Genomic DNA, 22,124 nt, shown 5'->3' with positions numbered 1-22,124 from the left:
GCATGGGGAAGTCGCGGGAGCTGGCGCGGGCACTGGTCGAGCACAGGCGGTTCCAGCAGGTCGTCATCTGGGTGATCGTGCTGAACGCCGTGACCCTCGGCCTGGAGACGTCGAGCACGGTGATGGGAGCGGTCGGCGGCCTGCTGCACGTCCTGGACCGGATCGTGCTGGGGATCTTCGTGGTGGAGCTGGCGTGCCGGCTGTACGCGTACGGCTGGCGGTTCTTCCGGGACCCGTGGAACGTGTTCGACTTCCTCATCGTCGGCATCTCGCTGCTGCCGGCGAGCGGGCCGTTCTCGGTGCTGCGGGCGTTGCGCGTGCTGCGGGTGCTGCGGCTGATCTCGGCCGTGCCGGCGATGCGCCGGGTGGTGTCCGGCCTGCTCGCGGCGGTGCCCGGGATGGCGTCGATCGGCGCGCTGCTCGGCCTGATCATCTACGTGGCCGCGGTGATGGCGACGAAGCTGTTCGGCCACATCGCCCCGGAGTACTTCGGTGAGCTGGGCACGACGCTGTTCACCCTGTTCCAGACGATGACCGGGGAGGCGTGGCCGGACATCGCCCGCGAGGTGATGGCGCAGGCGCCGCTGGCCTGGATCTTCTTCGTGATCTACATCCTGGTGTCGAGCTTCGCGGTGTTGAACCTGTTCATCGCGGTGATCGTCAGCGGGATGGAGAAGCAGGTCACCGACGATCTGGTGGAGGCGGAGGACCGGCACGCGGCCGACCAGGCGGCGTCGGACGCGCTGATCCTGGAGGAGCTGCGCGCGCTGCGGGCCGAGGTCGCGGAGCTGCGGGCGGAGCGGTCGAGCGGGAGCACTACCGTGTGACCCGTCGGCGGAGAGGAGAGTTTCGATGAGGGTGTCCTACAACCCGGTCTGGGCCGTGACGACGCTGGTGGTCGGCGCGGGTTGCTTCGTCCTCGGCCTCTGGGTGACCCTGCTCGGTGACTTCTCGCCGCTGGTGTTCATCGGCCCGCTGCTGGTGTTGCTGGGGATCCTCCAGTTCGCCCGCCCGTACTTCCTGTACGACGCCGGCACGCGCACGATCGCGGTCAAGGCCCTGCTCGGGCCCGCGACCCGCCGCTTCGGCGGCTCCGAGGGCACCCGCCTGATCGTCGACGTCGACCGGATCGCGCACGTCACCCCCGACGGCCGCACCAAGAAGGTCCCGGTCTCCCGCGCCATGTCCAAGCGCGACGACTGGAACGCGGTGCTCGCCGACCTCAGCTGAACGCCCTTCGGGGCATCACCGTGGCGGGCTGGACGCCTGTGCCCAGAAGCGCTGGGGCACCCGGCCGGCGGCACGGGCCAGGCGGCCGCCGGTGACCGCGTGGCGCATCGCGGCGGCCATCCGCTCCGGGTCGGTCGCGCGGGTCACCGACGTCGCCAGCAGCACCGCCGCGCAGCCCAGCTCCATCGCCAGCGCCGCGTCCGACGCGGTGCCGATGCCGGCGTCCAGGATCACCGGCACCCCGGCCCGCGCCACGATCAGCTCGATGTTGTGCGGGTTGCGGATGCCGAGCCCGGTACCGATCGGCGAGCCCAACGGCATCACCGCCGCGCACCCGGCTTCCTCCAGCCGCAGCGCCAGTACCGGGTCGTCGTTGGTGTACGGCAGCACGGTGAACCCGTCGTCGACCAGCGTGCGGGCCGCGTCGAGCAGCTCGACCGGGTCGGGCAGCAGCGTCCGGTCGTCGGCGACGACCTCCAGCTTCACCCAGTCCGTGCCGAGCGCCTCCCGGGCGAGCCGCGCGGTCAGCACCGCCTCGGCGGCCGTGCGGCAGCCCGCGGTGTTCGGCAGCGGGTCGATCCCCAGCCGCGCGAGCAGCTCCAGCACCCCGGTGCCGCCCTCGGCGTCCACCCGCCGGATGGACACCGTCGTCAGCTCGGTGCCGGACGCGACCAGCGCGCGCTCCAGGATCGCCAGGTTCGACGCGCCGCCGGTACCGGTGATCAGCCGCGACGAGTACTCCCGGCCCGCGATGACCAGTGGGTCGTCCATCGTCACCCTCCCTGCACAGCGGTGAGCACCTCGACCCGCGCGCCGTCCGGCAGCACCGTGCGCGCGTGCCAGGCGCGGGTCACCACCTCGCCGTCCACCGCGACCGCGATCCCCGCGGCCGGCATGCCGAGCGCGGCCAGGAGGTCGGCGACCGTGGCCCCGTCGGCCAGCTCCCGGGTCTCCCCGTTGACCGATACGTGCATTCGCTTCACCTCTTCGTCGGAACGTGCCGGGCTGGGTCGGCGGCCAGGGTCGTCGTCGGCGGTTGGTCGCCGTCGACGATCGCGCGCACCGCGTCCGCCGTGATCGGGGCGAGCAGCAGCCCGTTGCGGTGGTGCCCGGTCGCGACCAGGACACCGGGCTCGAGCCACCCGAGCAGCGGAAGGTTGTCCCGGCTGCCGGCCCGCAGCCCGGCCACGCACTCGGTCAGCCCGTACTCGGCGATGCCCGGCAGTACGCGCTCGGCGTCGGCGAGCAGGTCCCGCACGCCGCCGACGGTGACCTCGTCGTCGAAGCCCGCCTCGTACTGGGTGGCGCCGAGCACCAGCTCGTCGCCCGCGCGCGGTACCAGGTAGACCGGCCGGGACTCGACCAGCGCGCGCACGGTGTGCCGCAGCGGCAGCGCGCCGGGTCGGGCCCGCAGCCGCAGGATCTCCCCCTTGACCGGCCGCACCAGCCCCGTCAACGCCGGATGCAGGGCGGCGGACCAGGCCCCGGCCGCGATCACCACCGTGTCGCAGTCGAGCACATCGCCGTCCCGCAACCGCACCGCGCCCGGCTCGACCGCCGCCGCCGCCCGCCGGTCGAAGGTCACGCCGGCGTCCGTCGCGGCGCCCATCAGCCGCCGCAACAGCTCCCGGTTGTCCACGGCGAGGTCGCCCGGCACCACCAGTCCACTGCGGACCCGAGGACCGATCGCCGGTTCCCTGGCCCGCAGCTCGCGCCCGCTCAGCCGCTCGACGGCTCGACCCCGCGACGCGAGGTGCTCGGCGAGTACGTCCTGCTGGCCCGCGTCGGCGGCGTCGAACGCGGCCGAGATGGTGCCCGCCCGCAACAGCTCGACCCCGAGTTCGTCCGCGAACGCGGGCCACCGTTCGAGCGACTCGCTGCCCAGGTCGAGCAGGTCCTCCTCACCCGGCCAGGACTCCGTGACCGGCGCGAGCATCCCGCCCGCCGCCCAGGAAGCGTCACCAGGCGGGGCCGGGTCGACGACCGTCACGTCGTGCCGGGTCGCGAGCCGCCACGCCACGCTCAGCCCGACGACCCCGCCCCCGACGACAAGAATCTTCCTTCTGTGGCTCACAACACGCTCCCTGCGCCGGCATGATCCGGATCAGGTTCGACGGTCGGGATCGGCGGATCCCCTCTCAGCCCGGTGCCTCCGGACTCCCGTGCGGACCAACCTCCACCGTAGCGCACGGGATAGCGTGGTGGCGTGCCCGGACTTGACGGAGACCAGATCCGCCGCCGTCTGGCGGACGCGCGCCTGTACCTGTGCACCGGTACCCGCCCGGACCTCGCGGAGTTCGCCGGCGAGGCCCTGGCCGGTGGTGTCGACGTGATCCAGCTGAGGGACAAACGCGCCGGCGCCCCGCTGGAGGCGGCCGAGGAACTGGCCGCGTTGCGCACCCTCGCCGAGGTCTGCGCCGAACACGACGCCCTCCTGTCGGTGAACGACCGCGCCGACATCGCCCTGGCCGCCGGCGCCGACATCCTCCACCTCGGCCAGGACGACCTGCCGGTCCCCGTCGCCAGACGCATCCTGGGTGCGGAGATCGTGATCGGCCGCTCCACCCACGACGTCGCCCAGGCCACCGCCGCGGCCGCCGAACCGGGTGTCGACTACTTCTGCACCGGCCCCTGCTGGCCGACCCCCACCAAACCGGGCCGCTCCGCGCCGGGCCTCCCCCTGGTCCGCGCCACCGCGGCCGCCGCCCCGGCACGTCCCTGGTTCGCGATCGGCGGCATCGACGAGGCGCGGCTCCCGGAGGTCCTGGCGGCGGGCGCCACCCGCGTGGTCGTGGTCCGCGCCATCACCGAAGCCCCCGACCCCCGAGCCGCCGCCACCCGCCTGTCGGCGGCCCTGCGCCCCCGCTAGTCGCGGTGGGCGGTCACCAGCCAGCACGCGGCCGTGAAGCGAACCTCCGGCCCGTGCACGAACGGGTCGAACGCGGCGCGGACCGTGTCCACGATCCGGGCGCGAAGACGCTCGTCCACGTCCGGCAGCACCCGGCCGACCGGACCGAGCCGGGTCAGGTACGGGACCAGCTCCCGCTCGGGTAGCACGCACGGCGCGTCCACCCGACGGAAGCCGATCCCCGTCCACCCGGCCCGCTCGAGCACGCCACGCACCCGGTCCACGTCCGCGAACGCGAACTGCCCGGGCGCGTCCGGGTCCCTGACCGGCGACTCCGGCAGCAACGGCGCCGCGGCCCGTTCCGCCGTGGTCATGAACGGGTTCTCCGCCGGACTCCGCCACACCACGCACCGAAGCCCGGCACCCGCCCGGGCCGCGCCCCGCAGGTTCGCGAACGCCCGCACCGGATCGTCGAAGAACATCACGCCGAAGCGCGACACGACCAGGTCGAACGCTCCCGGCTCGAACGCGTGCCGCTGCGCGTCGGCGCGGACGAAGCGCGCCGGGACACCCGCCCGCTCCGCCTCCGCCGCGCCACCTCGATCATCGGCTCCGACAGGTCGACGCCGACACACCGTGACCCGAGCGCCCCGGCGATCGCCCGGGTCACGCCGCCCGTACCGCAGCCGACGTCGAGCACCGCGTTCGGTCGCTCGTCGGCGGCGGCCTCGACCAGCAGGTCCGCGAAGGGCCGGAACAGCGCGTCGAGCAGTTCGCGCTGCTCGACCCAGGCGTTCCCGGCACCGCCGTTCCACAACGTCGCCTGCGTGATCTCCACGGTCGTCTCCCTTGCCTCCGGTGAACGGGCCGCCCTACCGTGTCACTTGAAGTCGACTTGAGGTCAAGCATGACGAACCTGGACATCGCGGAGGTCGCCCGCCGCTCCGGCGTGCCGGCCTCGACGCTGCGGTACTACGAGGAGAAGGGCCTGATCGCGTCGGCCGGCCGGCGCGGCATCCGGCGCCAGTTCGACGCGACCGTGCTGGAACGGCTGGCGCTGATCCTGGTCGGCCGGTCCGCCGGCTTCACGCTCGACGAGATCGCCCTCATGTTCGCGCCGGACGGCCGGCCACGCATCGACCGGGCCGCGCTCACCGCGAAAGCGGACGAACTGGACGCGACGATCACCAAACTGACCGCCATGCGCGACGGTCTGCGCCACGCCGCGGCCTGCCCGGCACCGAGTCACCCGGAGTGCCCCACGTTCCGCCGGATCCTGGAGAAGGCCGTACCCGGCGCCGCGCCCTGACGGCCACGTCGACCGTCCAACGCCGTCACACAGGTCGGCCACCGCTGGGCGAGAGCGGCGGACGGGCCGGCAGGGTCGGCCCGTCCGCCGCGGGGTCACGTCAGCCCGTGTACAGGGTCATCCCGTACCGGTTCAGGACCTCGGTCACCGGCTGGTAGTACGTCGTGCCGCCGGTGCGGCAGTTGCCGGAGCCGCCGGAGGTCATGCCCAGCGCGCGCACGGTCGAGCCGCTCGGCCGGGTCACCAGCGAGCCGCCGGAGTCGCCCGGCTCGGCGCACACGTTCGTGCGGATCATCTGGTAGATGCAGCCCTGCTGGTAGCACACGGTCGTGTTCGTGCCCGTGACGCTGCCGCAGTACCAGCCGGTCGTCGAGCCGGAGCGGCACACCGCCATGCCGGTGGACGCGTTCGCGGCACCGGTGACCGTCACGTCGCCGCCGGAGCTGTACCGGTCGACCAGCGGGGTCGACTGCGCCGAGGACGACTGCACGGCGATGACGCCGTAGTCGTCCCCCGGGAACGACGACGCGGCGACGCCGCCGATCGTGCCGCCGGTGCCTGACCACGTGCCACCGAGGTCGGTGCAGTGGCCGGCGGTGATCACGTAGCGCGAGCTGCCGATCCGGGCGTTGAAGCCCAGTGAGCACCGGGAACCGCTGGTCGTCGTGATCGCCTGGCCGCCGATCAGGCTCCAGTACGGCTGGGGCGCCTGGGCGACCTTCCGGACCTGGATGTCGGTGGCGCCGTGCTTCGCGGCCCACTTCGCCACGCCCGCGTCGGCGCCGTGCACCTCGACGACGAGCGACTTCGACGACTGGTCGACGTACCAGCCGGTCACGTTGCTCGGCCGGGACGAGGCCGCGCTGTCCAGCTTGGCCTGGGCCGCGGAGAGCTGCGCCGCGCTCGGCGCAGCGACGTCCACCGCGGCGTCCGCCGCGTTGGCCGGTGCGGTCAGGGTGAGCGCCACGCCGGCTGCCAGCAGCGCGCCGCCCACCAGTCTCGCGATTGTGCGTTTCATCGATGTTCTCCCTCGTCTTGGGTAGCAGGGGGACCCGAGAACGGAAAGGGGTGATCCGTCTCGGGCAACAAGAGGGATCAAATTCGCCATCCGGTCAGATGACGTTCACGAAGCTATTTACTGAACGCGCATTCGGGTAGCGCCCATTGGGGGACAACAGTTGCCATTGGGCGACGTCTCGGCTACGAACAGTTAGTCATCGCTGGCCGGCGGCGGCGAGGCCGAACCGGTCGGCTCGGCGTCGGTCGTCGTGGTCGGCGGCGTCGTCGTCGTGGCGTCCGGTCCGCTCGGCGGAACGCTCGGCTCCTGGTCCTCGCTGGTCGGCGGGGGTGCCGTGGTGACGGTGACGGTCGACACGTCGGTCTCGGCGGGGGCCGTCGGCCGCTGACCCGGCGACGACGGTGCCGGCGCCGGCTCGTCGCGCACGTCGGTGCCGCGGTCGCCGTGGTGCGGCCGGACGATCCCCTCGACCGTCGTGCCGTCGCCGCCGGACAGCGGTTCGCCGCGCAGCCATTCGACGCCGGTGATCACCGCCATGCCGAGCACGAACGCGAGCGCGCTGCCGACGATCACGGCCGGCCAACTGATCCGCCCGGCCCGCGGCGGCCGCTCCTGGTCGCCGTCCTCGCCGTCTTCCTCACCGGCTTCGCCGGGCGTCTCGTCCGGTTTCTCCTCGGTGACGGTGACCGTCGTCGATCCGGCGCGGGTGACGACGCGGTCGCGGACGTTGCGCACGCTTTCGCCGGTGCGCTGGATGGACCGCAGGTAGAGGGCACCCCCGACGGTGCTGACGACGCTCGCGACGCCCGCGCCGACCACGGTGCCCGCGACACCCATGGTCGAGCCGAGCAACGCGGCCGTGACCGCGGCCAGCGCGGCGGCCACGACCTGGCTGACCCGGATGCTCTCGGTGTCCTGCTTCTTGCTCATGATCCCGTTCTCGCCCGCGACTGCATCGATTCCAACGAGAGCGACGGCGGTGGTGCTCCCGCGGTTGGGCGAAGGTGAGCAGCATCATAGTCCATTGTGGACAGTGCATACTCGTAGGCGTGAACCTGATCAGCGTCGAGGACGTGCACGCCGCCGCCGAGCGAATCAAGGACGCCGCAGCCGTGCGGACCCCGCTGCTGCGGTGCGACTGGGCGGACCCGGCCCGTCCGCTGTGGCTCAAACCGGAGAACCTGCAGCCGATCGGCGCGTTCAAGATCCGCGGCGCGGCCAACGCGATCGCCCGGATCCCGGCGTCCGCCAGGGCGAACGGCGTCGTCGCGTACTCGAGCGGTAACCATGCGCAGGCGGTCGCCTACGTGGCGAAGCGCTTCGGCCTCCGCGCCACGATCGTCGTCCCCGAGAACACCCCGACGACGAAGATCGAGGCGACCCGGGCCCACGGCGCCGAGGTGGTCGTGGTGCCGATCACCGACCGGGAGATCGTCGCCGAACGGCTGGTAGCGGAGCGTGGCGCGACGCTGATCCCGCCGTTCGACCACCCGGACGTGATCGCCGGTCAGGGCACGATCGGCCTGGAGATCGCCGCCGACCTGCCGGATGTCGAAGCGGTTCTGGTCCCCGTCAGCGGCGGTGGCCTCGCCTCCGGCGTGGCGACCGCGATCAAGGCGTTGTGCCCGAAGGCGGCCGTGATCGGCGTGGAACCGGCGTTGGCCGGCGATGCCGCCGAGAGCCTGGCGGCCGGCCACCGGGTCCGGTGGACCGACGAGGACCGAGCCCGCACCATCGCCGACGGCCTGCGGGCGGCCCCGTCGGACCTGACGTTCGCCCACCTGAGGGAACGCGTGGACACGATCGTGACCGTGTCGGAGGAGGAGATCCGCGCGGCCGTGGTCACCCTGGCCACCCGCGCCCGCCTGGTAGCCGAACCCAGCGGCGCCGTGACGACCGCGGCCTACCTCAACCGAACCGCGGACCTACCCCAAGGCCGCACCGTGGCCATCGTCTCCGGCGGCAACCTCGACCAATCCCTCCTGGCCGAACTCCTGACCCACCCCACCCCGTAAGCCACTGGGCTGGGTTGTGGACAACTCAGGCCGCTGGGTCGGCTCGGGTTTCGCGGGGTGGTACGACGTGTGTCGGTGGGTCGACGATGCCGCACTGGACGCACTCGCCCGGTCGCGGGGCCTCGGCCGGTCCCTCCTCGACCACCGGGGTCAACACGTCGTTGCGCACCCCGAGTGCGAGCAGGCCACCCACCACCGCCAGCCCCGCGCACAGCCACATCGCCGACTGCCAGCTCGACGTCAGGGCCGTCGGGTCCACGTACGCCTCGCCGCTCAGGCCCACCGCCGCGGGTAGTACGGCCACCGCCAGGAGGCCACCGGTTCGAGCGATCGCGTTGTTGACGCCGGACGCCACGCCGGCGTGGCGGTCGTCGGCCGCCGCGAGGACGGTCGCGGTGACCGGGGCCACCACGGTCACCAGGCCCAGGCCGAAGACCACCATCGCGGGCAGGACCACCAGCCAGTACGACGCCCCGGGGGTGACCAACGTCAGCAGCGCCATCCCGGCGGCCAGCACCATCGGGCCGACCACCAGGAACCAGCGCGGGCCGAACCGCTGGGCGGCCTTGCCCGAGCGCGCCGAGAACAGCAGCATCAGCAGCGACATCGGCAGGGCGGCCATGCCCGCCGCGGTCGGCGAATAGGACAGGGACGTCTGCAGCTGCAGGACGAACAGCATCATCACGCCGCCAAGGGCCGCGTAGACCACGAACGTCAGCGCGTTCGCCAGCACGAACGTCCGGTCGGCGAACAGGCCCGGCGGCACCAGCGGATCCCGCTGCCGGCGCTGCGCCACCACGAACGCCGCCAGGGCGGCGACGCCGACCACCAGCGACGCGGCCACCAGCGGGTCACCCCAACCGCGCGGTGGGCCTTCGACCAGCGCCGCCGTCAACCCCGCCAGGCCGAGCGCGCCGAGTACCGAGCCGATCACGTCCGGTCGACCGCCGGCCGTCCGGTCGCACGACTCCGGAACGTACCGCCTGGTGAACCACACGCACAGCACCGCGAGCGGCACGTTGACCAGGAACGCCAGCCGCCACGACCACGCCTGCACCAGCAGGCCACCCACCAGCGGGCCGAGTGCGCTGGCGATCCCACCCAGCCCCGACCACGCGCCGATCGCCCGCGCCCGGTCACCGCGCACGAACGCCGACTGGATGATCGCGAGCGCGCCCGGTGTCAGCAGCGCGCCGCCGACGCCCTGGAGGACGCGGGCCAGCACGAGCATTCCGGTGTTCGCCGCGACGCCGCACAGCACCGACGCCGCGCCGAACCACACCACGCCGACCAGGTAGACCCGGCGGCGGCCGAACCGGTCGCCGAGCGAGCCCGCGACCAGGATCAGCGCGGCCAGCGACAACAGGTACCCGTCGACGATCCACTGCAGACCGGACACCGACGCGTCGAACTCGGCACCGATCCTCGGCAGCGCGATGTTGACCACGGTGCCGTCCAGGAACGCCATGCCCGAGCCGAGGATCGTCGCGGTCAACACACCGCGCGCCGCCGGGCTGCCCCAGCGGACCTGGTCCCCGGCCGGGGACGTCACGACGGCTTGTTCAGCTCGGCGACGAACTTGTAGCGGTCGCCCCGGTACACCGAACGGACCCACTCCACCGGCCGTTCGGTCGTGTCGTAGACGTGCCGGGACAGCAGCAGCATCGGCATCCCGACGTCCGCGCCCAGCAGTTCCGCCTCGTGCGGGCCGGCGAGCGCGGTCTCGATCGTCTCCTCCGCGTGGCCCATCTCGACGTCGTAGCGCTCCTTGAGCACCTGGTAGAGCGAGCCGCCCGCGGCGACGTACTTGCGCAGGCCGCGGAACCGGCCGAGCGGCAGGTGCGTGGTCTCGATCGCCATCGGCTCGCCGTCGGCCAGGCGGAGCCGTTGCAGGCGCAGCACCTTCGCCCCGGCGCGCACGCCGAGCAGGCCCGGCAGCTCGCTCTCGGCCGGGATCTCGGACATGTCGAGCAGCCGGGAGGACGGCTCGCGGCCCTGCGCGCGCATGTCCTCTGTGTACGACGACAGCTGGAGCCGTTGCGCCACCTTGGGTTCCGCCGCGAACGTGCCCTTGCCCTGCACGCGAAGCAGCCTGCCCTCGACGGTCAGGTCGGCGAGCGCCTGGCGGACCGTGGTGCGGGAGACGTCGAACTCGGCGGCCAGCGAGCGCTCGGTCGGGATCGGCGAGCCGGGCGGCAGCGACCTGAGCAGCTCGAGCAGGTGCCGCTTGAGCCCCCAGTACTTGGGCTCCCGCAACGCGCGAGCGGCGGTGTCGGGCTGCTCCTGCGCTGCCGACGTTTCCAGCATGGCTCCTCCAGACGACGGTCCCGGTTACAGGATGCCTCCCCCTCCCCCGACGGCGCAGGCACACCCGCCGGATGTGGGACATCCGTTACTCCCCTCGCGTCGGACCACCCTACAGCGATACCATGATTGGTCTAGACCTACTTGGACGATCGTGAGCGGGATCGTGGACGGGGAGGATGCATGTCCGAGGCCGGTGCGCGGATGTCGGCGGAGATCGCCGAGCAGCCGTCGGTGTTCGACGCGGTGCTGGCACGACGAGCGGAGCTGGCCGAGGTCGCCGCGCTCGCCGCGGCCCGCCGGCCGCGGTTCGCACTGCTCGCCGCCCGCGGTTCGAGTGATCACGCGGCGTTGTACGCGAAGTACCTGATCGAGGTACTTCTCAATCTTCCAGCTGGCCTGGTCTCGCCGTCCACGACGACGCTCTACGGCGCCGAGCCGGATCTGGAGGGCGTGCTGCACGTCACCGTCAGCCAGAGCGGCGGTTCACCCGATCTGGTGGAGGCGACGAAGGCCGCCCGCGGCCGGGGCGCGCTGACCATCGCGGTGACGAACACGCCCGACTCGCCGCTGTCCGCGGTCGCCGAGCACTCGGTGCACATCGGCGCGGGCGAGGAGCTGGCGGTCGCGGCTACCAAGACCTACTCGGCCACCCTGCTGACGCTGTACCTGCTGGTCGACGCCGCGCGCGGCGGCTCGGGCGAGTCGGTCGCCGGCCTCGGGGAACTGGCCGCGCAAACGCTTGCGGACTCGGCCGACGGCGTCGCGGCCGCGGTGGAGCGGTACCGCTCGGTGGAGCGCGTGGTCACCACCGGGCGCGGCTACTCCTCGGCCACCGCCGCCGAGGCCGCGCTCAAGCTGGCGGAGACCAGCTACCTCGGCGCCCGTTCGTACAGCGGCGCGGACCTGCTGCACGGCCCGGTCGCCGCGATCGACTCGTCGACCGGCGTGGTGGCGGTGACCAGCCGGGGCCGCGGCGGGGAGGCGATGCACGACGTGCTCGCCGCGGTGCGCGACCGGGGCGCCGACGTGCTCGCGGTCGGCTCCGCCGCCGGCGACGTGCCGGCCGACCACCGCATCGAGCTGCCGGCGACGGCCGAGGAGGTCGCCCCGATCCTGGAGATCCTGCCGCTGCAGCGGCTCGCGCTCGGCCTGGCGCTCGCCCGGGGCGGCGACCCGGACCAGCCACGCGGACTCAGCAAGGTGACCCGAACGAGGTAATGCATGCGTTCGGCGCATTACGGTCCGCGTTCGCGCGGCCTACACTCCCCGGGGTGCGAAGGACCTCGTTCGCCCGCTGGCCGTGTTCCATCGCCAGAACGATGGACCTGCTCGGCGACCAGTGGACCCTGCTGGTGCTGCGCGAGGCGTTCCACGGAGTGCGCCGGTTCGACCAGTTCCAGGCGGCGCTCGGGATCGCACGCAACACGCTGACCGAGCGGCTCGACCGGCTGACCGGCGCCGGCCTGCTCGCACGCGTCCGCTACCAGGACCGGCCGGCGCGCTACGAGTACCCGCTGACCGAGATGGGCCGCGACTTCTTCCCCGCACTCGCCGCGATCATCCGTTGGGGTGACACGTGGCTCGATGGTGGCGCCGGCCCGCCGGCCCTGCTGCACCACCTCGACTGCGACCACCCCACCGAGGCGGCGGTGAACTGCGCACGCTGCGGAGTCGAGCTGACCGCCGACCGGGTGAGGTTCGAACCCGGCCCCGGCCTGGCGACCGTGGAGGGACACCGTTGACCGAGCACAGCGTGGATGTCGGCGTCGACGTAGGCGGCACGTCCACCCGAGCACTGGCCGTCCGCCCCGACGGCACCGTGCACGGCCGCGGCACGGCCGGCGGCGGCAACCCCAACTCCCACCCCACCGACCTGGCCGCGAAACGCGTGGCCGAGGCCGTCCGCGACGCGCTCGCCGGCGCGCCCCGGGTGCGGGCGTGCGTTCTCGGCATGGCCGGCGAGAGCAAGTTCACCGACCCCGCGGTCGTGGCGGCCTTCGAGACCGCCCTCGACCAGGTCGGGGTCACCGGCCCGGTCACCGTGGTGAGCGACGCCGAGGTGGCCTTCGCGTCGGCGACGTCCGAACCGACCGGCACCGTGGTCATCGGCGGCACCGGCGCCGTCGCGGCGCGGATCGTCGACCACCGCAAGGCGTCCTGGATCGACGGCTGGGGCTGGCTCCTCGGCGACGAGGGCTCCGCGTACTGGATCGGCCGCGAGGCCGTCCGCGTCACGCTGCGCACGCTCCAACTGGCCGAACCCCCGGGCCCCCTGGCCCGAGCCGTCCTGACCGAGGCCCTGCCGACGTTGTCCGATGTGGACACGAAGACGGTGAACCACCTGATCACCGCCGCGAACGCCGAGCCGCCGATCCGCCTGGCCCGCTTCGCGTCCACGGTCAGCGCCCTCGCCGCGACCGACCCCGCCGCCGCCGACATCGTCACCCGCGCCGCCGAACACCTGGCCGCGATCGCGCAAACGGCCCGCCAACCCGACGAGGACACCCCCATCGTCCTGGCCGGCTCCGTGATCGGCCCCGAGAGCCCGGTCGGGGCCGCGCTGCGGGCGAGGTTGGCATCCCTGACCGAGGCCCCGGTCCTGTTCGCCCCGGACGGCGCGCTGGGTGCCGCGTGGCTGGCCGCCCTCTCGGTCACCGGCCCAACCGCACCACGCCCCCACACCTGACCTTGACGGAACGAGGTTCCTCGTCAGTCGTCGGTGGGGTGAGGTGGGGCTTCTCGATCGGCGGCCTCGGGGCGGCGACCGGGAGCCGGGGTCTCCGGGGTGCGCGGGTGACGGAGTCCCGGGTGATCCGACGGCAGGGTTCGGCGCAGCACCACCGCGCTCGTCGCCACCGTCAGGGCTACCAGGGGCCAGCTGAGGGCGAGTCTGGCCACGCCGAGCGCCACCACCCAGCCCGACCACCACAGCGCACCGAACACCAGCACCCGCAGCGTGTACTGCCCGAACACCCACACCCAGCTCGCGCGGGCGTACGCGCGTAGCAGGTCCGGGTCGCGACGCCACCTGGTTCGCTGACCGAGCAGCGTGCCGACCACGACGCCCAGCAGCGGCCAGCGGATCAGGATGCTCACCGCCCACGCCAGGGCGCTCGCCACGTTCGCCAGCACCTGCACCAGGAAGAAGTCCTGCGCCCGACCCGTGTACAGCGCGAGCAGCGCCGCTCCCGCCACCGCGGCCACGCTCGCCAGTACCGCCGTGACCCGGCCGCCCCTGGCCAGGCGCACCGCTCCCAGTACCGCGCCGGTGGTGATCGCGGTGAGGGCGGCCCAGGCGATCGAACGGTCCGACAACAGCCAGGCGACCACGAACACCGCCGGTGGGATGCTCGCGTCGATCGCGCCGCGGCGTCCACCGAGCAGTTCGCGCAGCCCCAGTTGGTCGGTCGGCCGCTCCGTCACGAGGTACAGCGTGCCTCATCCGTTCTGGCACCCGGTGCGCACACCGTGCTGACAGCACGTTTTAGAATTGCGTGCGGACACGGAATCGACACGGAAAAGTGTATGGCCAACGTAGACCAGCCGAGCACCTGCCTGGCGTGCGGGCGCGCACTGCCGCTGCAGCACGGAAAAGGGCGGCGACGTCGGTATTGCGACGCGACCTGTCGGAGCGCGGGCAGGCGGGCGCGCGTCAAAGCAGGGTTGACGACCGAAGCACGTCAAGGATACGTTGACAACGAGGGAGGCGGCGGCCCACCGCTGGACGAGGTGGCGCGGGCCCGCGACCACGCCCGTCGCGCCGAGGAGGTGTTGCGGCGGTCGGTCGAGCGAGCGCGCGCCGCTGGCCACACCTGGCAGGAGGTCGGGGAAGCACTCGGCATCTCCCGCCAGGCGGCGTTCCAGCGGTTCGGGCGGCCGGTCGTCCCTCACCCGGGAGCTGACGCACTCCCCGACGCCGCGGAGCGCGCGATCGCGCTGCTCGGCGACCTGGTGGCGGGCGACTGGACGGCCGTGCGGCGGGACTTCGACGAGCGGATGCGCGCGGAGATCCCGGCCGAGCAGGTCGCCACCGTCTGGGCGACGGTCGTCGGCACGATCGGGCGGTTCGAGCGGATGGGTGAGCCCTACACGGTCCTCGCCGGCGAGTTGACGGTGGTCAACGTGACGCTGCACTGCGAGGCCGGCGAGGTGCTCGGGCGGGTCAGCTTCCACCGGGACGGATCCGTCGGCGGGCTGTACTTGCTGCCGACCTGACCGAGAAGGAGCGGCATGCGCCGTCTGGTAACGACAGTCCTCGTGCTCGTCGCCCTGGTGGTGCCGAGCGCACCGGCGGTGGCGAGCCCGCCGGCCACCGCCGAGGAACAGCTGGCGTGGTTCGTCGACGCGTCGGCGCGCGCACCGGTCTCCGAGGCGGAGCAGCGAGCACACCTGTCGGCCGAGTTCCTGGCCGCGATCGGTGGGCCGGCGGCGTTCAACGAGACGCTGACCGGGCTCGGACCGTTGACCCTGGACCGGATCGTGGACTCGTCCCCGGCGTCGCTGCAGGCGGTGCTGTCGGACTTCCTGGTCGTGCTCGCGGTCGACGACGCCGGTCTGGTGTCGACGTTGCAGCTCACACCGCACGTGCCGAGTCCGCAGTCCTGGTCCGAACTGGACAGTCGACTGCGGACACTCGCGCCTCAGGTGTCGTTCACCACCTCCTCGGTCGACGACGGGTGCCGACCGATCCACGAGGTCGACGGGAACCGCGCGCGTCCGCTCGGGTCCGCGTTCAAGCTGTACGTGCTGTCCGCGCTCGGCCGGGCCGTGGCCGACGGCCGGGCGAGCTGGGATCAGAACCTGCCGATCCGCGACGAATGGAAGAGCCTGCCGAGCGGGGTACTGCAGGACCGGCCGGCCGGAACGCCGGTGACGTTGCGCGAGCACGCGAACCTGATGATCTCGATCAGCGACAACACGGCGACCGACCACCTCGTGCACTTCCTCGGGCGCCGCGCGGTGCTGCGTGAGATGACCGCCCACGGGAACGACCGCGATCGGAACAAGCCGCTGCTCACGACCCGGGAACTGTTCACGCTCAAGGGTTTCCGCTACCCGGCCCTGGCCGACACGTACCTGTCGTTCCCGCGCGGCCTGCGCGCCGCACTGCTGCCGGTGCTGAACGAGGTGCCGCGCGAGCGGATCGTGCCGTGGACCGAGCCGCGCGACATCGGTTCGATCGAGTGGTTCGGGTCGCCGACGGACATGTGCCGGATCCTCGCCGGCCTGCGGTCGCTCGACGACCCGGCCGTGGCGACCGCGATGTCCATTTCGGACGGTCAGATCGGCCTGGACCGCGACGAGTTCCCGACCGTCTGGTTCAAGGGCGGTTCGGAGCCAGGAGTGCTCACGGTCAACTACCTGGCCCGCACGGCCGACGGCCGCACCCTGGTGTCCTCGGTGATGCTGGCCGACCCGGACGGCGCGCTCGACCCGTCGATCACCCCCAAGGCCATCGCCCTGGCCCGCGGCGGCCTGGAACTCGCCTGAACCCTGGTCAGCTCGGCCTGATCGGCGTAGACACGCTCGCCGGTGATGGCGGTGAACCGCCGGTGACGGCTTCGGTGAGGCGGTGGGCCAGCCGCGCGTTGTCGGCCGGCCACACCGTCACCCAGTCCTCGCCGTCCTGGCCGGGGGTCGTGGTGGTGGCGTAGCGGCCGTCGTCGGTGTCGAACCAGGTGATGCCGGGGGCGCGGTCGCGGCGACCCGACTCGTCGACCAGGGTCACGCCGAGCTGCCCGGCCCGCAGCACCGGGCGCTCCATGATCGCCGCGATCGCGCGGAGCTTGCTGTCCGCCGCCGCCCGGGGCGTCACCGTGCGCAGGACACCACCCGGGCGGGCGCGGGCGTGGCCGCCCACTCGGAGCGCCGCCACCGGCTGGGTGATCGAGGAGCCAGGACCCGCCGGCGTGCGCGGCAGCAGACCGACGAGCACCTCCGCCAGCTCCGTGTCCCGCGTTCCGCGCAGGCACACCGTTCTGGCGCCCTGCACGGCGAGCAGCCCGTGCCGGCCCCGCAACGCGCCCACCGCCCGGACCGGCACGTCGTCGGACAGGTCCAGCAGCGCCACCAGGTCGAGGGCCGCCGCCGGTTCGGCCAGCAGGCGCAGGGCGTCGGCCAGATCGCCGGTCGACAGGCCGCGGCCCGCGAGGTCGTCGTAGACGGCCGCCTTGATGCCGGCGCGCGCGTCGGCCGTGTCGCCGTGCACGGTCACCTCGAGCGGGAACGGCACCCGGCCGAGGCCGTGATCCTCCCAGAGCGTGTCTAGCGCGGCGAGCGACAGCTCGACGTTCATCCCTCGTCCGGCCCGCCGAGGACCGCGGGTGCGGTGCGCACCGCGTCGCCGGAGTCGTCGAAGACATCGTCGAAGACGCCGTCGACGGTCCGCAGGAACCCGGTCGGCGCGTCGGCGACCGGGCCGCCGGGCTGCGCGGGAATGGCCACCCGCACCGGCGCCGGCGCGGGTGGCGGGGTCGCGCGGGACACCCGCACGGCCGAGCCGTCGAGCGTGGGCGGGAGTTCGAACACGGCGACCGTCCCGGCGGCCGAGTGCATGGCGTTGTCCCGTTCGGTCACCACCCGGACGGCCTCCGCGTGCGCGGCGTCGTGCCGCTGCTTCTGGGCGAACAGCCGCTGGGGCAACGCGGCCAGGCCCAGCAGCCCGCCGCCGCTCGCCTCCCGGATCATGCCGGCCGGGTCGTACGGAACCGGCTCGGGCATCGCCCGGCGCGCGGTCTCGGCGGCCTCCCCCTGTCGGGCGACCGCCTGGCTCGCCTCGGTGATCCGAGCGCCGGTGGTACGGCTCCACGCGGCGATCTCGTTCAGCCGGGCGCGCATCGCCTCGGCCGCCTCGCCGGTCCAGCCCGACTCGGACGTGGCACACGCGCGCCCGAGCGCGTCGCCCGCCTCGACCAGCGCGGCGCCCGTGCTGGCCCAGTGGTCCGCGACGCCCTGGGCGGCACCGGGCTCGGCCTGGTCGGTCCACTGTTTGAGCTGTTCGTGGTCGAACGCGGCCGGGTGCACCGCCGCCGTCGGTACCCGCCGCTCACCGTGACCGGTCATCCGTTCATCCTCGCGGGTGTCCCGGCGTCAACAAATCCCCAATTCGGGCGCAATGTGGGGTCACTCAGCGGAGTCGGGCCGCACCGACGCGACGTGCGCCGCCCCGCTCTCGTCGGCCGCCAGGTAGGTGGACATGCTCTGCGCCACGGCCTCACCGAGCCGGTCCAACTGTTCGCTGAACCGGTCCAGGACCTCGGTTCCCTCGAGCGCCCACTCCTTGTTGAACGCCTCGACCTGCCGGGCGTAGCCGCCGCCGAGACCGTTTCCGTCGGCCTGGGCGAGCCGGCGCAGGATGTCGACCTGGTCGCGCACCGAGCGGATCGCGTCGATCGTGGCGGCGCCGGTGACCGGGTCGACCCGCAGGTTGCCGATGGTCACGGCCTTGATCAGATCGCGCATGCCGGCTCCGACGACCCCGCCCAGACTCGCGTCGCTGGGGCGGGTGGTCTGCTCCTCCGGGGGCGCGGCGTTCGGGTCGATGTACACGAGGAAATCCCCTCGGTGGTCAACTGATGACGCTCCGCATGATAGCGAAGTCGAGCACCGCTGAAAGGCGGTGGCGCCGGGTGGGAATGACACGGCATCCTGGGGGTTTAGGGAAAGGGGCAGGCTCGCAGGGAGGGGAGGGACCGTGCCAGGGGTGACCAGCTGGGTGGCCATCGGGGACAGTTTTACCGAGGGGTTGAGTGACGAGGGTCCGGACGGCGGCTACATCGGATGGGCCGACCGGCTCGCCGAGACGCTCGCCGCGCGCGACCCCGATTTCCGGTACGCGAATCTCGCGCTCCGGGGGAAGCTGTTGCGGGAGATCATCGACGAGCAGGTGCCCGTCGTCGAGCAGGTGCGCCCGGACCTGGTCACGATGTGCGCGGGCGGCAACGACCTGATCGTGCCGGGCAGTGACGTGGACGAGCTCGCGAACGAGTTCGAGGCGGCGGTGGCCGCCCTGCGCGCGGCCGGCTGCGAGGTGGTCGTGTTCACCGGGCCGGATCCGCGCAACCAGCCGGTGGTGCGGCGGGTGCGCGGGAAGGTGGCGATCTACAACGCGCACCTGCGCGCGATCGCCGACCGGCAAGGCGCCCGGGTCGTGGACCTGTGGGCGATGCCGGTGCTCGCCGACGTGCGCGCGTGGAGCGACGACCGGCTGCACTTCTCGCCGGAGGGACACCGGCGGATCGCGTTGCGCACGGCCGAGGTGCTCGGCGTCCCGGTCGGCGAGGACTGGCGCGAGCCGTGGCCGCCGACCGAGCCGACGCCGTGGATCCGGTCGCGCCAGGCGGATCTCGTCTGGACCCGCACGCATCTGCTGCCGTGGGTGCGGCGGCAGCTGCGCGGCGAGTCGATGGGCGACGGGCTGGTGCCCAAGCGCCCGGAGCTCCGGCCGATCACGCACGACCACCAGGCGACCGCCTGAGGAACAACGCGACGGACACAGCGAGAACCGGCCGGCACACGTCCCCCACGGTGCCGGCCGGTTCGCTCGGGCAGCACACCCCCACGTTGGCAGTGCCGCCCCGGCACTCGACGATCTGGCTCCGGGACAACGAGTACCGCGGCGAGAGCCTTTCACCTACCGGCGGCGAACGGCTAACTGTTCGCTAAACGACGAGCCGCACCGACCGGCTGAGCACCAGCGGCCCCAGCGTGCGGGTGCCCTCGGCGAACTCGCTCGCCATCCGCGCCAGCTGCACGATCTCCTCGTCCTGGCCCGCCTCCAGGCCGGACTCCACCACCGCCAGCAGGTTCGTCCACTCCTGCTCGATCCACTCCGCGGCATCCCGCTGGGTGTCGATCGGGACACGCACCGTGTCCGGGAACCGTTCCGCCAGCGCCGGCTCGTCGTCCGGCTCGTCACGCAGCCCGCGCCGGGCCGCGTCCGCGCCTACCAGGTAGTAGCGCAGCAGCCGCCGACGCGCCACCGATGTGTCCTCTTCGGACAGCTTGGCGGCGAGTTCGTTGGCGTGCAGGCGAACCAGGTCGTGCATCAGGAACACGTCCCGGCTCGCCTCGGTCACCACGAACGAGGCGGCCAGCGCGCGCAGCCGCCGGCGCGCGACCTCGACCGGGATCCCGCACAGCGCCGCCACCGGGTACGGGCCGAGCCGGGGACCGGGGAACAACCCGAGCAGGCACACCGTGTCCGCCAACTCCTGGGCCAGGCTCCGGTAGGTCACGTCCAACGCGGCGCGCACGCTCGTCGCCGGGTCGTCCAGATCCAGCGCGGACAACCGGCCGCGTTCGTCGGCCAGCTCGGCCACCAGGTCCGCCACCGACCACTGTGGACCGCCGGCCAGCCGCGCGCCGGCGATCCGCAGCGCGAGCGGCAGGTGCCCGCACAGCCGGGCGAGGCGCCGGCGCAGCTCACGGTCCCGGCCCTCGGCCGGTGAGCCGGCGATCAGCTCCAACACCTGCTCGGCCGCGTCCGCCGCGAGCGTGCCGAGCACCCGCAGCCGCGCGCCGGTCCTGGCGACCAGCGCGTCCAGCCGCAGCCGGGTGGTGACCAGCACCAGCGACGACGACGCCGGCGGCAGCAGCGGCTCGATCTGCTCGGCATCCCGCGCGTCGTCGAGGACCACCAGTACCCGCCGGTCGGCCAGGATCGAGCGGTACAGCGCCGCCCGGTCGTCCAGCCCGACCGGCACGTCCTCGCCGCCGACGCCGAGCGCGAGCAGGAACCGGGTGAGCACGTCGGCCGCCGCCATCGGCGCGTGCCGGGGGTCGAAGCCGCGCAGATGCGCGAACAGCTGGCCGTCCGGGAACCGCTCGGCCGCCCGGTGCGCCCAGTGCACGGCGAGCGCGGTCTTGCCGACACCGGCCGCCCCGGCGAGCACGCCGGTCGCGGTGGCCCCCTCGCGCGGCCGGTCGCCGGGGAGCAGCCGGTCCAGCCAGGCCAGCTCGTCCTCGCGGCCGGCGAACCCGGACGGCGTCCTGGGCAGCTGGGCCGGCACGAGCACGCCGACCCTCGGCGCCACCACCGGCTCCGGCGACGGCTCCAGCAGCGTGGTGTCGTCGCGCAGCACCCGGACGTGCAGGCCGCGCAGCAGCGGGCCGGGGTCCATGCCGAGTTCGCCGGCGGCGCGCTTGGCGAAGCGCTGGTAGGCGGCGAGCGCGGTGGCCCGGCGGCCCGAGCGGTAGAGCGCGAGCATGAGCTGGCCGACGAGCCGTTCGCGGTACGGGTGTTCGTCGACCAGTTGTTGCAGCTCGCCGATGATCTCGTGGTGCCGGCCGAGTTGGAGGTCGGCGTCGAAGCGGGCCTCCAGGACGGCCAGCCGCAGCTCGGTCAGCTCCGGCGCGGTGACCCGGTTGCTGACGTCGGCGAGCTCCGGGCCGCGCCAGAGCGCCTGCGCGGTGCGGAGCAGCTCCGCGCGCCGGGTGGCCGAGGTGCCGCGGGACTGGGCGAGCAGGTCCCGCGCGACGGTGACGTCGATCAGCGACTCGTCGAGGACCAGCCGGTACCCGGGCGGGGTGGTGGCGATGCGGACGGCTCCGGTGCCGTCGAGCGCGGCGAGCCGCTGGCGCAGACCGGAGACGTAGCCCTGGACCATGGTGCGCGCGCTGGCCGGCGGCTCGTGCGCCCACAGCACGTCGACCATCCGGTCCAGCGGCACCACCTGGTTGGGCTCGAGCAGCAGCATGGCGAGCACGCCGCGCATGCCTGGCCCGCCCATCGGCACCGGGTGCTCCCCCACGAGCACCTGGACCGGGCCGAGCAGGCAGAACCGGGGGCCGGTGCCCCAGCTGTCCCGACGGTCGGCCACGGGTCACCACCCCCACAGTTGCACCCGGGCCCACTCTGTACCGCCCGGCCGACTCAGCACAAGGTACGGGCTCGGGCTCCCGGACGTGCGGTTTCCGGCCGATCCGTCATCCGGATGGCCTAACGACCACTCGGTACGCGCAGGTCAGAGGCCAGTTTTCGGCGTCCGGTCACACTTGCCGCCCGGCGCGGGTCGTAGCGGTGAAGGCATCGAACGAACCGATGAGGAGCACATCATGTCCACCGCGTACACCATCGTCACCATCGTCGGCGCCGCCATGGTCGGGTTCTCGGCCGTCTCGGTCTTCCTCCACGCGAAGTGGGTGGTGGAGCCGCTGGCCGAGTACGGCGTGCCGCGCTCGTGGTGGCCGTGGCTCGGCACCGCCAAGGCGGCCGGCGCCATCGGCCTGGTCGTCGGCCTGTTCGTGCCGGTCATCGGCGTGGCGGCCGCCGTCGGGCTGGTGCTGTACTTCACCGGCGCCGTCGTCACCGTGTTGCGGGCGCGCTCGTACGCGCACGTCCCGTTCCCACTGATGTACGCGGCGCCGGTGGTCGCCTCGCTCGTGCTGTGGATCTAG

General features: G+C 73.1%; 26 protein-coding genes and 1 riboswitch. Of the genes, 12 read left to right on the top strand and 14 right to left on the bottom strand.

Annotation, left to right across the window (positions count from 1 at the left end; translation table 11 throughout):
- Window positions 1-2 precede the first annotated feature (2 nt).
- Both JT362_RS05880 and JT362_RS05875 read left to right on the top strand, forming a co-directional pair.
- Entirely contained in the window at window positions 3-827 is an 825-nt protein-coding gene (locus JT362_RS05880) for an ion transporter (RefSeq protein WP_260189981.1), read from the top strand.
- Window positions 828-852: 25 nt separating this feature from the next.
- A complete protein-coding gene (locus JT362_RS05875; protein ID WP_260189980.1) occupies window positions 853-1,230 on the top strand; it encodes a hypothetical protein in 378 nt (125 codons plus the stop codon).
- Window positions 1,231-1,245: 15 nt separating this feature from the next.
- Here JT362_RS05875 and JT362_RS05870 read toward each other — a convergent pair whose 3' ends face one another.
- The 3 genes from JT362_RS05870 to thiO form a co-directional block, all read right to left on the bottom strand.
- Complete coding sequence (locus tag JT362_RS05870; RefSeq protein ID WP_260189979.1) at window positions 1,246-2,001, bottom strand: thiazole synthase; 756 nt, start codon at window positions 1,999-2,001, stop codon at window positions 1,246-1,248.
- A gap of 2 nt (window positions 2,002-2,003) precedes the next feature.
- On the bottom strand, window positions 2,004-2,204 hold the full coding sequence (gene thiS / locus JT362_RS05865) for a sulfur carrier protein ThiS (protein ID WP_260189978.1): 201 nt from the start codon (window positions 2,202-2,204) through the stop codon (window positions 2,004-2,006).
- A gap of 5 nt (window positions 2,205-2,209) precedes the next feature.
- On the bottom strand, window positions 2,210-3,304 hold the full coding sequence (thiO, locus tag JT362_RS05860; RefSeq protein WP_260189977.1) for a glycine oxidase ThiO: 1,095 nt from the start codon (window positions 3,302-3,304) through the stop codon (window positions 2,210-2,212).
- A riboswitch (TPP riboswitch) is annotated at window positions 3,295-3,404 on the bottom strand. It overlaps the preceding gene by 10 nt.
- Before the next feature lie 32 nt (window positions 3,405-3,436).
- Here thiO and thiE point away from each other — a divergent pair.
- Window positions 3,437-4,099, top strand: coding sequence for a thiamine phosphate synthase (thiE, locus tag JT362_RS05855; protein ID WP_260189976.1), 663 nt, complete (start codon window positions 3,437-3,439; stop codon window positions 4,097-4,099).
- On the opposite strand, the gene JT362_RS05850 is transcribed toward thiE, so the two are convergent.
- On the bottom strand, window positions 4,096-4,578 hold the full coding sequence (locus JT362_RS05850) for a hypothetical protein (protein ID WP_260189975.1): 483 nt from the start codon (window positions 4,576-4,578) through the stop codon (window positions 4,096-4,098). The genes thiE and JT362_RS05850 overlap by 4 nt on opposite strands.
- Entirely contained in the window at window positions 4,560-4,916 is a 357-nt protein-coding gene (locus JT362_RS05845) for a class I SAM-dependent methyltransferase (RefSeq protein WP_260189974.1), read from the bottom strand. The genes JT362_RS05850 and JT362_RS05845 overlap by 19 nt, the downstream gene beginning before the upstream one ends.
- Before the next feature lie 69 nt (window positions 4,917-4,985).
- Here JT362_RS05845 and JT362_RS05840 point away from each other — a divergent pair, with 69 nt between their 5' ends.
- Window positions 4,986-5,387 carry a helix-turn-helix domain-containing protein gene (locus JT362_RS05840; protein WP_260189973.1) on the top strand — a complete coding sequence of 134 codons (402 nt, stop codon included), beginning with the start codon at window positions 4,986-4,988 and terminating at the stop codon, window positions 5,385-5,387.
- 100 nt (window positions 5,388-5,487) lie between these two features.
- Here JT362_RS05840 and JT362_RS05835 read toward each other — a convergent pair whose 3' ends face one another.
- Together JT362_RS05835 and JT362_RS05830 are read right to left on the bottom strand one after the other, a co-directional pair.
- Window positions 5,488-6,405 (bottom strand): S1 family peptidase, encoded by a 918-nt coding sequence (locus JT362_RS05835; protein ID WP_260189972.1) that lies wholly within the window; start codon window positions 6,403-6,405, stop codon window positions 5,488-5,490.
- Between the two features lie 192 nt (window positions 6,406-6,597).
- Complete coding sequence (locus JT362_RS05830) at window positions 6,598-7,335, bottom strand: hypothetical protein (protein ID WP_260189971.1); 738 nt, start codon at window positions 7,333-7,335, stop codon at window positions 6,598-6,600.
- A 119-nt stretch (window positions 7,336-7,454) separates the two neighbouring features.
- On the opposite strand from JT362_RS05830, the gene JT362_RS05825 reads away from it, so the two are divergent.
- Entirely contained in the window at window positions 7,455-8,420 is a 966-nt protein-coding gene (locus JT362_RS05825; protein WP_260189970.1) for a threonine ammonia-lyase, read from the top strand.
- Window positions 8,421-8,445: 25 nt separating this feature from the next.
- Here the strand turns inward: JT362_RS05825 and JT362_RS05820 are convergent, their stop codons facing one another.
- A complete protein-coding gene (locus JT362_RS05820; protein ID WP_260189969.1) occupies window positions 8,446-9,972 on the bottom strand; it encodes an MFS transporter in 1,527 nt (508 codons plus the stop codon).
- Window positions 9,969-10,727, bottom strand: coding sequence for a GntR family transcriptional regulator (locus tag JT362_RS05815; RefSeq protein ID WP_260189968.1), 759 nt, complete (start codon window positions 10,725-10,727; stop codon window positions 9,969-9,971). Before JT362_RS05815 ends, JT362_RS05820 begins: the two co-directional genes overlap by 4 nt.
- A gap of 180 nt (window positions 10,728-10,907) precedes the next feature.
- Between JT362_RS05815 and JT362_RS05810 the strand changes: the two genes are divergently transcribed.
- The 3 genes from JT362_RS05810 to JT362_RS05800 are packed head-to-tail and all read left to right on the top strand — an operon-like array spanning window position 10,908 to window position 13,413.
- Window positions 10,908-11,945: an SIS domain-containing protein gene (locus JT362_RS05810; RefSeq protein ID WP_260189967.1), complete on the top strand. Its 1,038-nt coding sequence runs from the start codon at window positions 10,908-10,910 to the stop codon at window positions 11,943-11,945.
- Between the two features lie 53 nt (window positions 11,946-11,998).
- On the top strand, window positions 11,999-12,469 hold the full coding sequence (locus JT362_RS05805; protein ID WP_260189966.1) for a winged helix-turn-helix transcriptional regulator: 471 nt from the start codon (window positions 11,999-12,001) through the stop codon (window positions 12,467-12,469).
- Window positions 12,466-13,413 (top strand): N-acetylglucosamine kinase, encoded by a 948-nt coding sequence (locus tag JT362_RS05800; protein WP_260189965.1) that lies wholly within the window; start codon window positions 12,466-12,468, stop codon window positions 13,411-13,413. Before JT362_RS05805 ends, JT362_RS05800 begins: the two co-directional genes overlap by 4 nt.
- Window positions 13,414-13,436: 23 nt before the next feature.
- Here JT362_RS05800 and JT362_RS05795 read toward each other — a convergent pair whose 3' ends face one another.
- Complete coding sequence (locus JT362_RS05795) at window positions 13,437-14,150, bottom strand: DUF3159 domain-containing protein (protein ID WP_260189964.1); 714 nt, start codon at window positions 14,148-14,150, stop codon at window positions 13,437-13,439.
- A gap of 306 nt (window positions 14,151-14,456) precedes the next feature.
- Between JT362_RS05795 and JT362_RS05790 the strand changes: the two genes are divergently transcribed.
- Together JT362_RS05790 and JT362_RS05785 are read left to right on the top strand one after the other, a co-directional pair.
- Complete coding sequence (locus JT362_RS05790) at window positions 14,457-14,942, top strand: DUF3887 domain-containing protein (protein WP_260189963.1); 486 nt, start codon at window positions 14,457-14,459, stop codon at window positions 14,940-14,942.
- Between the two features lie 15 nt (window positions 14,943-14,957).
- Window positions 14,958-16,217: a serine hydrolase gene (locus JT362_RS05785; RefSeq protein WP_260189962.1), complete on the top strand. Its 1,260-nt coding sequence runs from the start codon at window positions 14,958-14,960 to the stop codon at window positions 16,215-16,217.
- Window positions 16,218-16,224: 7 nt separating this feature from the next.
- On the opposite strand, the gene JT362_RS05780 is transcribed toward JT362_RS05785, so the two are convergent.
- The 3 genes from JT362_RS05780 to JT362_RS05770 are packed head-to-tail and all read right to left on the bottom strand — an operon-like array spanning window position 16,225 to window position 18,275.
- Complete coding sequence (locus JT362_RS05780) at window positions 16,225-17,022, bottom strand: ESX secretion-associated protein EspG (RefSeq protein WP_260189961.1); 798 nt, start codon at window positions 17,020-17,022, stop codon at window positions 16,225-16,227.
- On the bottom strand, window positions 17,019-17,789 hold the full coding sequence (locus JT362_RS05775) for a hypothetical protein (RefSeq protein ID WP_260189960.1): 771 nt from the start codon (window positions 17,787-17,789) through the stop codon (window positions 17,019-17,021). The genes JT362_RS05780 and JT362_RS05775 overlap by 4 nt, the downstream gene beginning before the upstream one ends.
- Window positions 17,790-17,849: 60 nt before the next feature.
- Window positions 17,850-18,275 (bottom strand): hypothetical protein, encoded by a 426-nt coding sequence (locus JT362_RS05770; RefSeq protein ID WP_260189959.1) that lies wholly within the window; start codon window positions 18,273-18,275, stop codon window positions 17,850-17,852.
- Window positions 18,276-18,420: 145 nt separating this feature from the next.
- Between JT362_RS05770 and JT362_RS05765 the strand changes: the two genes are divergently transcribed.
- On the top strand, window positions 18,421-19,203 hold the full coding sequence (locus JT362_RS05765; protein ID WP_260189958.1) for an SGNH/GDSL hydrolase family protein: 783 nt from the start codon (window positions 18,421-18,423) through the stop codon (window positions 19,201-19,203).
- Window positions 19,204-19,387: 184 nt separating this feature from the next.
- Here JT362_RS05765 and JT362_RS05760 read toward each other — a convergent pair whose 3' ends face one another.
- Window positions 19,388-21,547 (bottom strand): AfsR/SARP family transcriptional regulator, encoded by a 2,160-nt coding sequence (locus tag JT362_RS05760; protein WP_260189957.1) that lies wholly within the window; start codon window positions 21,545-21,547, stop codon window positions 19,388-19,390.
- Between the two features lie 235 nt (window positions 21,548-21,782).
- On the opposite strand from JT362_RS05760, the gene JT362_RS05755 reads away from it, so the two are divergent.
- The gene (locus tag JT362_RS05755) at window positions 21,783-22,124 is read left to right on the top strand and encodes a DoxX family protein (RefSeq protein WP_260189956.1); all 342 of its coding nucleotides are present in this window, start codon (window positions 21,783-21,785) and stop codon (window positions 22,122-22,124) included.

The organism is Actinophytocola gossypii (genome assembly GCF_025165815.1).
Lineage (GTDB): Bacteria > Actinomycetota > Actinomycetes > Mycobacteriales > Pseudonocardiaceae > Actinophytocola > Actinophytocola gossypii.
Note: the sequence above shows the minus strand (reverse complement) of the source record. Positions and strands in the feature narration are given on the sequence as shown.

Excerpts from the sequence above, each read along its gene's own strand:
- JT362_RS05840 (WP_260189973.1), top strand. The coding sequence starts at position 4,986 with ATGACGAACCTGGACATCGCGGAGGTCGCCCGCCGCTCCGGCGTGCCG.
- JT362_RS05875 (WP_260189980.1), top strand. The coding sequence starts at position 853 with ATGAGGGTGTCCTACAACCCGGTCTGGGCCGTGACGACGCTGGTGGTC.
- thiS (WP_260189978.1), bottom strand. The coding sequence starts at position 2,204 with ATGCACGTATCGGTCAACGGGGAGACCCGGGAGCTGGCCGACGGGGCC.
- JT362_RS05815 (WP_260189968.1), bottom strand. The coding sequence starts at position 10,727 with ATGCTGGAAACGTCGGCAGCGCAGGAGCAGCCCGACACCGCCGCTCGC.
- JT362_RS05810 (WP_260189967.1), top strand. The coding sequence starts at position 10,908 with ATGTCCGAGGCCGGTGCGCGGATGTCGGCGGAGATCGCCGAGCAGCCG.
- JT362_RS05880 (WP_260189981.1), top strand. The coding sequence starts at position 3 with ATGGGGAAGTCGCGGGAGCTGGCGCGGGCACTGGTCGAGCACAGGCGG.
- JT362_RS05780 (WP_260189961.1), bottom strand. The coding sequence starts at position 17,022 with ATGAACGTCGAGCTGTCGCTCGCCGCGCTAGACACGCTCTGGGAGGAT.
- JT362_RS05755 (WP_260189956.1), top strand. The coding sequence starts at position 21,783 with ATGTCCACCGCGTACACCATCGTCACCATCGTCGGCGCCGCCATGGTC.
- JT362_RS05835 (WP_260189972.1), bottom strand. The coding sequence starts at position 6,405 with ATGAAACGCACAATCGCGAGACTGGTGGGCGGCGCGCTGCTGGCAGCC.
- JT362_RS05775 (WP_260189960.1), bottom strand. The coding sequence starts at position 17,789 with ATGACCGGTCACGGTGAGCGGCGGGTACCGACGGCGGCGGTGCACCCG.
- JT362_RS05830 (WP_260189971.1), bottom strand. The coding sequence starts at position 7,335 with ATGAGCAAGAAGCAGGACACCGAGAGCATCCGGGTCAGCCAGGTCGTG.
- JT362_RS05785 (WP_260189962.1), top strand. The coding sequence starts at position 14,958 with ATGCGCCGTCTGGTAACGACAGTCCTCGTGCTCGTCGCCCTGGTGGTG.
- JT362_RS05870 (WP_260189979.1), bottom strand. The coding sequence starts at position 2,001 with ATGGACGACCCACTGGTCATCGCGGGCCGGGAGTACTCGTCGCGGCTG.